At 64.7% G+C, this 2,108-nt stretch carries 3 protein-coding genes; 1 reads left to right on the top strand and 2 read right to left on the bottom strand.

The features are described 5' to 3' along the window. Both GJ632_RS21125 and GJ632_RS21120 read right to left on the bottom strand, forming a co-directional pair. A partial coding sequence (locus GJ632_RS21125) for a hypothetical protein (RefSeq protein WP_191453951.1) occupies positions 1-542 on the bottom strand: 542 nt, incomplete at its 3' end. A 125-nt stretch (positions 543-667) separates the two neighbouring features. Beyond that, positions 668-1,222 carry a hypothetical protein gene (locus GJ632_RS21120; RefSeq protein ID WP_191453950.1) on the bottom strand — a complete coding sequence of 185 codons (555 nt, stop codon included), beginning with the start codon at positions 1,220-1,222 and terminating at the stop codon, positions 668-670. A gap of 157 nt (positions 1,223-1,379) precedes the next feature. Here GJ632_RS21120 and GJ632_RS21115 point away from each other — a divergent pair. After that, positions 1,380-2,108 (top strand): tyrosine--tRNA ligase (locus tag GJ632_RS21115; RefSeq protein ID WP_231751745.1); only part of this gene is annotated, 729 nt, incomplete at its 3' end.

The following is a 2,108-nucleotide window of genomic DNA, read 5'->3' as shown; positions in this document are numbered from 1 at the left end:
CCGAACGCCGCGGCGTTCGGCGCGGCTCGGGTCGAACCGTACCGATAGACGGACTGGTTCACCGTCGTCTCCCGGTGGCTGGCGAGTCGGTACACTCGGTCGTCCCACCGAATCCAACAGGAGTCACACGACGCCAAGACAGACTCGTCCGTGCCGTCGGGGAACGGCACGGGCGTCTCGGAGTGAACGAGTCGCTGGACCGGATGGACCTGCGCTCGGTAGACGCCACCGTAGACGGCCGTGCGGAGACCCATCCGGTCGGCGGGAGGTAACTCCCCGAACCGGAGGACGGTCGCGTTCGCCGGTGCCGTCTGTCCCGCAGTCCACTCGACGGTCAGTACGAGCGCCGGGAACTCCTCGACGTGGCTCTCCTCGAGGACGACCCGGTAATACGCGCCGTCGAGGACGACGTACGAGTCCTCTTTCAGCGGCCGTGGACCGTAGATTGCCGTCGCCCACCCACGACGAATCGACCTGTGAGCGAGCGCCCGTTGGAACCGACTGTAGTCGGGCGGGAGCTCCGTTGCGGGGTCGAAGGACACGGCTCGGACATCGTACTGACAGAAGTCGTCGTCCGAGTGGCCGGTATCGAATACGTTCGAGACGCAGCCACCGGTGAACACGAGCGAGCCTACCGCGAGAAACGCTCGACGGGAGGACACGTTTACTAACAGTAGTGCGTTCCGGGAGCCCCGTAGTTGGTGGCTTCGACCATCACTCCCCACCGTCGGTAAGGACAGCGAACTGTCTTCCACACGGTGACGTGGTCTCGATTGTAGACGACGATAGCGAACACCGTCTCGGGGTACGGTTCGGTGACGTTGAACGCCACTTCGTCGCCCGGTTCCAAGGTGTACCGCCCGTAGAGTGTCGCGTTCTTCGGGAACGACATCGAGGTAGTGACGTGGTAGCTGCTGACGTTGCTGGTGCCGATACCGCCGGGGAAGGTTTTCGTCGTGTAGTCACCGTTGGTGCTCCTGTGTACCGTGATACCTGTAATCGGGTCTCGCCCCAGCCAGACCTCGAAGGTCCGCGTCGTGTCCGCCGAGTTGTTCAGGGCGACGAACGCGGAACGCTCGGAGTCCGGCGGTCCGCCGAACGTCCCGGTGAGGACGCCGACCGTTCCGACGAGGAGACAGACGACGACGACCGACGCGCCGAGCCAGACGAGCGCACGAGAGCCCACGGTATCCGCGAGGCGTCGAGTGATCCCTCGATTCATACCGGGGTATCCGGCTCGACAGTGATAACTATTCAGAGCATACCAGACGCCGGGACGGCGCCACTCGTCGGCCGAGTCAGTACCGGCCAGTTGCGGGACGCACCCCCGAACCGAACAGTTCCAGAAGTCATAACCTCCCCCCCGGACACGAACACGTATGGACGCGTACGACCTGATCACCCGGAACGCCGCCGAGGTGGTCACGGAGGACGAGGTACGTTCGTTAGCCGACGACCCCGACGGAAAGCGGGCCTACGTCGGCTACGAACCCTCCGGCGTCCTCCACATCGGCCACATGCTGACGGCCAACAAACTCATCGAGTTACAGGAGGCCGGCTTCGAGATAGTCGTCCTCCTCGCGGACGTCCACGCCTACCTCAACGGGAAGGGGACGTTCGAGGAGATTCGCGAGACGGCGACGCGGATGCAGGAGCAGTTCGTCGCCTACGGGTTGGCGGAGGACCAGACGGAGTTCGTCCTCGGGTCGGAGTTCCAGTTGGACGACGACTACGCGCTGGACCTGCACGCCCTCGAACTGGAGACGTCGCTGTCGCGGGCCGAACGCGCGATGGCCGAGATAAAGAGCGGCGACACCGTCACCGTCGCGCAGGCCGTCTACCCGCTGATGCAGGCGCTGGACATCGTCTACCTCGACGTCGACCTCGCCATCGGCGGGATGGAACAACGGAAGGTCCACATGCTCGCCCGGGACACCCTGCCGAGCATCGGCGCGGACGCGCGACGTGCCTGCACACGCCCCTCATCGCCGACCTCTCGACGGGCGTCTGCAAGATGTCCTCCTCGGCGGCGTCTCCATCTCGATGAGGACACCGAAGAGGAACTGCGCGAGAAGGTGAACAAGGCGTACTGTCCGCCGTCGCGCACC

Origin of the sequence: Halogeometricum sp. CBA1124, from assembly GCF_009741955.1 — an archaeon.
GTDB classification, from domain to species: Archaea; Halobacteriota; Halobacteria; order Halobacteriales; family Haloferacaceae; genus Halogeometricum; species Halogeometricum rufum.
Note: the sequence above shows the minus strand (reverse complement) of the source record. Positions and strands in the feature narration are given on the sequence as shown.

Coding starts and splice junctions, on each gene's coding strand:
- GJ632_RS21120 (WP_191453950.1), bottom strand. CDS start 1,222: ATGAATCGAGGGATCACTCGACGCCTCGCGGATACCGTGGGCTCTCGT.